Source organism: Tangfeifania sp., assembly GCF_055108615.1.
On sequence record NZ_JBSQIC010000125.1, the window covers coordinates 1 to 7,258 of the forward strand.

Annotated in this window: 7 protein-coding genes and 1 tRNA gene; all 8 read left to right on the forward strand. The window is 41.7% G+C overall.

The window, feature by feature from the left end; all coding sequences use genetic code 11:
• Window positions 1–312 precede the first annotated feature (312 nt).
• Window positions 313–591, forward strand: a complete 279-nt coding sequence (locus ACTCNA_RS17005; protein ID WP_462949138.1) for a co-chaperone GroES — start codon at window positions 313–315, stop codon at window positions 589–591.
• Between the two features lie 27 nt (window positions 592–618).
• Window positions 619–2,262 (forward strand): chaperonin GroEL, encoded by a 1,644-nt coding sequence (gene groL, locus ACTCNA_RS17010; protein WP_462949139.1) that lies wholly within the window; start codon window positions 619–621, stop codon window positions 2,260–2,262.
• A 228-nt stretch (window positions 2,263–2,490) separates the two neighbouring features.
• Window positions 2,491–3,825 (forward strand): NADP-specific glutamate dehydrogenase, encoded by a 1,335-nt coding sequence (gene gdhA, locus ACTCNA_RS17015; protein WP_462949140.1) that lies wholly within the window; start codon window positions 2,491–2,493, stop codon window positions 3,823–3,825.
• A gap of 134 nt (window positions 3,826–3,959) precedes the next feature.
• The gene (locus ACTCNA_RS17020) at window positions 3,960–4,724 is read left to right on the forward strand and encodes a TatD family hydrolase (RefSeq protein ID WP_462949141.1); all 765 of its coding nucleotides are present in this window, start codon (window positions 3,960–3,962) and stop codon (window positions 4,722–4,724) included.
• A gap of 31 nt (window positions 4,725–4,755) precedes the next feature.
• Window positions 4,756–5,802, forward strand: a complete 1,047-nt coding sequence (locus tag ACTCNA_RS17025) for an asparaginase (protein WP_462949142.1) — start codon at window positions 4,756–4,758, stop codon at window positions 5,800–5,802.
• Window positions 5,803–5,869: 67 nt separating this feature from the next.
• Window positions 5,870–5,957: transfer RNA gene (locus ACTCNA_RS17030), tRNA-Ser, on the forward strand.
• A gap of 180 nt (window positions 5,958–6,137) precedes the next feature.
• Window positions 6,138–6,950 (forward strand): MotA/TolQ/ExbB proton channel family protein, encoded by an 813-nt coding sequence (locus ACTCNA_RS17035; protein WP_462949143.1) that lies wholly within the window; start codon window positions 6,138–6,140, stop codon window positions 6,948–6,950.
• An 8-nt stretch (window positions 6,951–6,958) separates the two neighbouring features.
• Window positions 6,959–7,258 (forward strand): hypothetical protein (locus ACTCNA_RS17040; RefSeq protein WP_462949144.1); only part of this gene is annotated, 300 nt, incomplete at its 3' end.

Sequence of the window (7,258 nt, forward strand, 5' to 3'; positions counted from 1 at the left end):
GAAAAAACGCATGAATGCCGCTGATTTCCTGCGTGGATTTCGCAATATCATGGATTACCGTTTCGAGTAAGACTTTCTTCAGGAAAATACATTTTTTCATTTATACTGCCACCCTGTCATAATTACTGCCATTTGTTTGTTGTGTCTGTATTTCAGTCTGTTGAAAACGCAATGCGGGGTTGTGCCTGAAATGAAAATGTAATTTTGTCCATTTTACCTTGCAAAAACAGTATTCATGCTGCTTGGCACAGAATATGATTAAGCTGTGTGTCGATTTTTGAAAAAAATGTTTAATTATAAAAACGTAAAACAATGGCAGAACTTAAAGGTAAAATTCTGGCTGGTAAAATCCTGGTAAAACCGCAGGAAGCCGAAGAAAAAACAAAAAGTGGAATTATTATTCCGGATTCAGCAAAAGAAAAACCACAACAGGGAACTGTTGTATTGGTCGGTGCTGACAAAAAAGACGAACCCATGGAAGTTAAAGTGGGCGACGTTGTCGTTTATGGCAAATATTCCGGTACAGAGTTAAATATTGACGATGAAGATTATTTGCTGATGTCACAATCCGACGTTTTGTACATTGCATAATCAAACAAATTCAAAAAAGAAAATAAAATGGCAAAAGAAATTAAATTTGAAATTGAAGCCCGTGATAGACTGAAATCAGGAGTTGACCAACTGTCCAACGCGGTTAGGGTAACACTCGGGCCCAAAGGACGTAACGTAGTTATTGAGAAAAAATTTGGTGCACCTCAAATTACCAAAGATGGTGTAACAGTTGCGAAAGAAATTGAACTACCCGATGCATACGAAAACCTTGGGGCACAAATGGTGAAGGAAGTGGCCTCGAAAACAGGCGACGATGCCGGTGACGGTACCACTACGGCAACTGTTTTGGCACAGTCAATTATTACTGTTGGGCTGAAAAACGTTGCTTCGGGTGCAAACCCGATGGATTTGAAACGCGGTATCGATAAAGCCGTTTTAAGGGTTGTTCAAAACCTTAAAGAACAGGCTCAAACTATTGGCGACGATTACAAAAAAATTGAATCGGTTGCAAAAGTTTCAGCAAACAACGACGAAACAATTGGAGCGTTGATTGCCGAAGCAATGCAGAAAGTACACAAAGAAGGTGTTATTACCATTGAAGAATCGAAAGGTACCGAAACCTATGTTGATGTGGTTGAAGGTATGCAGTTCGACCGTGGTTACATTTCTCCTTACTTTGTAACCGATACTGAAAAAATGGAAGCCGACCTGGAAAATCCTTACATTCTGATTCATGACAAGAAAATCAGCACCATGAAGGATTTGCTTCCCATACTCGAAGCTACAGCACAGAATGGTCGTCCGTTGATGATTATTTCTGAAGATGTTGACGGCGAAGCACTGGCTACTTTGGTAGTTAACCGTTTGCGTGGCTCACTTAAAGTTTGCGCTGTGAAAGCACCGGGCTTTGGCGACCGTCGTAAAGAAATGCTCGAAGACATCGCTGTTTTGACAGGCGGTACAGTTATTACCGAAGAAAAAGGTATGAAACTGGAACAGACCACCATCGATATGCTGGGCGAAGCTGAAAAAGTGACTGTTGACAAAGAAAATACAACTATTGTTAACGGTTCAGGCGACACGAAAGCTATCGAATCCCGCGTTTCACAAATCAAAAAACAGATTGAAACCACTACTTCTGACTACGACAAAGAAAAACTGCAGGAACGCCTCGCCAAACTTGCCGGTGGTGTTGCAGTAATTTATGTTGGCGCATCTTCAGAAGTTGAAATGAAAGAGAAAAAAGACCGCGTTGACGATGCACTTAGCGCAACCCGTGCAGCCGTTGAAGAAGGTATTGTACCTGGAGGTGGCGTTGCATATCTCCGTGCACACGATGCACTTAAAGATTTAAAAGGAGATAACGACGACGAGCAAACTGGTATCGATATCGTTATTCGCGCCATGGAAGAGCCGTTGCGCCAGATTGTTGAAAACGCCGGGAAAGAAGGTGCTGTTATTGCCCAGAAAGTACGAGAAGGAAAAGGAGACTTTGGGTACAACGCACGTGTTGATGAATTCCAGCAATTGTATGAAACTGGTGTGATAGACCCTGCCAAAGTTGCACGTATTGCACTTGAAAACGCAGCTTCTATTGCCGGCATGTTCCTCACTACCGAAGCAGTGATTGTGGAAGAAAAGGAGGATAATCCTCCTGCCCCGCCAGCCGGTGGCGCCCCCGGAATGGGCGGTATGGGAGGAATGATGTAAAATATTGCTCTTGATTAATTATTATCGAAGCCTTTCCCGTAGTGGAGAGGCTTTTTTTTGCTTTCCAAAATCCTGACGATTGTCAGAACCTGTTATTTAACATCTTTTATTGGTTTGCAAGTTGTTGTTATTGAGTTCTTTGTGTTTTTGTGGCATGTCTCTTAAACCATCTGTTTTCATGAATAAGTTGTCTAACTTTAACTTTTAATTTTTAAAACCATTCATAAAATGAAAGCAGATATAAATGAGTTCATTTCAAAGCTTGAAAACAGGACTCCCGGAGAAAAAGAGTTTCATCAGGCAGTAGAAGAAGTAATCGGTTCCGTGTGGGATTTTTATCAGAAAAATCCGCGTTACCAGCAGGCAAATATCCTGGAACGCATGGTAGAACCCGAACGGGTAATCATGTTTCGTGTGCCATGGGTTGACGACCGCGGCGAGGTACAGGTTAACCGGGGCTATCGCGTTGAATTCAATTCAGCACTCGGGCCATACAAAGGAGGATTGCGTTTCCACGCCAGCGTTACCTTGAGTATTCTTAAATTTTTAGGGTTTGAGCAAACCTTTAAAAACAGCCTGACTACATTACCAATGGGCGGCGGAAAAGGCGGCTCTGATTTCAGCCCGAAAGGAAAATCGGACGGCGAAATTATGCGTTTCTGCCAGTCGTTTATGAACGAATTATTTCGGCATATCGGGCCGAATACCGATGTTCCGGCCGGAGACATTGGGGTTGGCGGCCGCGAGATAGGTTATTTGTTTGGACAATATAAACGTCTGAAGAATGAATTTACAGGAGTTATGACCGGGAAAGGCCTGGGCTGGGGGGGTAGCCTTATTCGCCCGGAGGCAACCGGTTTTGGTGCTGTATATTTTGCACAGCACATGCTTCACCGCATTGGTAAAGATATTGAAGGACAGAAAGTTGCTGTCTCAGGTTTTGGAAATGTTGCCTGGGGGGCCATAACCAAAATTAATGAGCTGGGCGGAAAAGTTGTTACCATTTCCGGGCCTGATGGCTATGTTTATGATCCTGAAGGTGTTTCAGGCGATAAAATTGATTATTTGCTCGAACTCCGCTCCACTAACAACGATGTAGTGGAACCCTATGCAGCCGAATTTGGAGCCAAATTTATACCGGAGCGCCACCCATGGGAAGTGCCTGTTAATGTGGCGATTCCATGTGCCACCGAAAATGAAGTTAACTTAAGCGATGCAAAAGAACTGGTTAAAAACGGGTGTTACTTGCTGGCAGAAGCTTCAAATATGGGCTGCATGGCCGATGCCGCAGAATACCTTTCACAAAATATTGATTATGCTCCCGGAAAAGCAGTAAATGCCGGAGGTGTTGCTGTATCAGGCCTCGAAATGTCGCAAAACAGCATGCGTATCAGCTGGCCACGCGAAGAAGTGGATGCCCGCCTGAAATTAATTATGAGCGACATTCATGAAAGGTGTGTGAGTTATGGCAAAAACGGAAATAAAGTTGATTACATAAAAGGAGCCAATATTGGCGGGTTTGTTAAAGTTGCAGATGCTATGCTGGCACAGGGTGTAGTATAATTTGTAAAAAATTCACTCTCAATAATAAAAGTGTTTTGTCCTGATTGCAATGAAAAATTTAATCTATTGGTAAAGTTGAATTTAACTTCAGGATAAAACACTTTTTTACATTTGTCGAAATTTGAATTTTCGACATGCTGATTGATACACACTCACATATTTATTCGGAAGATTTTAACCACGATATTGATGATGTTATGCAGCGTGCATACGACAATGACGTGAAAAAAATAATTCTTCCGAATATTGATTCCGGGTCCATTAAGCGTTTGCTCGACCTTAGCAATGCCTACCCACATCTTTGTTTTCCGTTAATGGGGCTGCATCCCACATCCGTTTCAGCAGATTATGAAGAAGAACTGCAAGCCGTGGAATATTGGCTGGATAAAAGAAATTTTTACGGAATTGGGGAGATTGGAATCGATCTGTACTGGGAGCAGAAATATGTAGAGGAACAAAAGATTGCCTTCAGGCACCAGGTGAAACTGGCCAAATCAAGGGATTTACCCATAGTCATTCATTTGCGGAATTCTTTCGAGGAAGTTTATACCATTGTAAAAGAAGAGCAGGATGGTAATTTGAAAGGGATTTTTCATTGCTTTACAGGAAGCGTTGATGAAGCCCAAAAAGTGGTTGACATTGGCTTTCTGTTGGGAATTGGCGGTGTGGTAACCTTTAAAAACAGTAACCTGGATGAGGTGTTAAAAGACGTTGATATAAAGAATATTGTTCTCGAAACCGATGCTCCCTACCTGGCACCGGTTCCCAAGCGGGGAAGAAGAAATGAAAGTGCCTACCTTGCTTTTGTTGCCAAAAAAGTTGCTGAAATTTATGGCATTTCTGTAGAACAGGTAGCAGAAATAACTTCATTAAATGCCCGCCAATTGTTCGGAATTTGATAAATTGCGCCGTTAAACTGTAACGGGGCAAATGACTAATTCTGAAGAGAAGGAAATTTATATACTGATTATTTATACAGGTGGTACCATTGGCATGGTTCAGCATCCGCTCTCCGGCACTCTTGCGCCGTTTAAATTCGATCAGATTAAAGAGGAAATCCCGGAACTCAACAAGTTCAATTATAACATCGAAACAGTAACATTCACACCTCCCCTCGATTCATCCAACATGAGCCCGCGCAACTGGGGGAAAATTGCCAAAATAATTCAGAAAAATTATAACCGTTTCAACGGGTTTGTGGTATTGCACGGAACCGACACCATGGCCTATACGGCCTCGGCACTGAGTTACATGTTCGGGAACCTCGACAAACCGATTATTTTAACAGGTTCCCAGCTGCCAATAGGCACTTTGCGTACCGACGGGAAAGAGAATTTAATTACCTCGGTTGAAATTGCCGCTGCGCGTAAAAATGGCATGAGCATGGTACCTGAAGTATGCATTTATTTCGACTTTAAGCTCTACCGCGGAAACCGTACAGTAAAGCGGGATGCCGATTTGTTCAGTGCCTTTCGTTCAGTAAATTATCCGGAACTCGCTGTGGCAGGCGTGAACATCAGGTACCGAAGCGAATTTATTCATTATCCTGAAGATAAGGGAATTCTAAATGTCAATACGAATTTTGATGATAATGTTGTAATTTTGAAAATATTTCCGGGAATTAACCAAAAGGTTTTTAATTCAATTTTCAGTATCCCCGGGTTAAAAGGAGTAGTGCTCGAAACATTTGGCTCTGGGAATGTCCCTACAACGCATTGGCTTATTAGCTGCATTAAAAAAGCCATCAGGCGAAATATTATTGTACTGAATGTAACGCAATGCGAGGGCGGACGTGTTTCAATGGGGCAGTACGAAACAAGTTTGGATCTCATAAAAGCAGGGGTTGTTTCTGGCCACGATATGACCACAGAGGCAGCAATTACAAAACTGATGTTTTTACTGGGGCAGGGAGGATTGACCATAAACGAAATTAAAATGTATCTGAATAAGAGTTTGAGAGGGGAAATAAGTGATTAGCTTTATTTCTTTTTCATATTTTTTTATTATTTTGCACCCCTCTATTTTGAGGCATGCCGGAAAATCAGGAGAGGTGCAGGAGTGGCTGAACTGGCACGCCTGGAAAGCGTGAATACCGCAAAACGGTATCGGGGGTTCGAATCCCCCTCTCTCCGCTCAGAAAATAGAAATAAAGGAGGTAAATGAAATATAAGTTTGTAATTTGACATCAAATAAACTTTAATTTATTTGATTATTTAAAGGGAAAACATGTTATTTGTCGGGAAATTTAATTGAAATAAGTAATACAAAAATCAAAATCAAGGAAATTATTAATTAAAAAATTTAAATTAATTATGAAAAGACTATTCGCGTTAATAGCAGTATTTGGGATGCTGTTTTTTATGGCATCGAACACTGTGGTTGCACAGGATGAGGCCGCTGACCAAGAAACAACGGGTGCAGAGAGTACAGAGCAGGTTGATATGACTGCTGATCCTGTGGAAGAGGCTGCTGCAGCAGCCGAAGAAGGAAAATCCTTGCACAGCCAGTTAAAACAAAAATTTATTGAGGGTAACCCTACATTTATGTCTTTTGTTTTGATCTCGCTGATTTTAGGATTGGCTTTTGCAATCGAAAGGATAATTTACCTTAACATGGCAACCAGCAATAGCAAGAAGCTGTTGGTCAAAGTTGAAGAAGCACTTGATAATGGTGGTGTTGAAGCTGCAAAAGATGTATGCCGTAATACACGCGGGCCGGTTGCAAGTATTTTCTACCAGGGACTGGATCGTTTCGATCACGGAATCGATGTAGTTGAAAAATCAATCATCTCGTATGGTGGTGTACAGGCAGGCTTGCTTGAAAAAGGACTCAGCTGGATTGGACTGTTTATTGCTCTGGCACCGATGCTTGGTTTTATGGGAACTGTAATTGGTATGATTGGTGCATTCGATGCTATCGAAGTTGCAGGCGACATCTCTCCCTCACTCGTAGCAGGTGGTATTAAAGTAGCTTTGATTACAACTGTTTCGGGTCTGTTAGTTGCAATTATTTTGCAGATTTTTTACAACTATTGTGTGTCAAAAATTGACGGCATCGTCAACGACATGGAAGATGCATCCATTTCATTTTTAGATTTATTGGTTAGACATAACTTGAAAAAATAAGAAAATCCATGAATAAAGAAAGAAAAATTGTTACCATAGTATTGTGGGGCCTGCTCATTATCTCGGCTGTTCTTATTGTTTCAATGATGGTTAACATTAGCGAAAATGAAGCCGACCCGACAATGGGTAGTTGGATTAACACCAACCTTGTATGGGCTTACATTTTAATGGCTTTAGGTGCAGGTATTGCTATCCTGGCAGGCATATTCCAAATGATTGCCGACTTTAGCGCTGCAAAAAAAGGTTTAATATCAGTCGTCTTTTTGGGAGCAGTGGCACTCATATCTTATCTGTTAGCTTCCGATGAA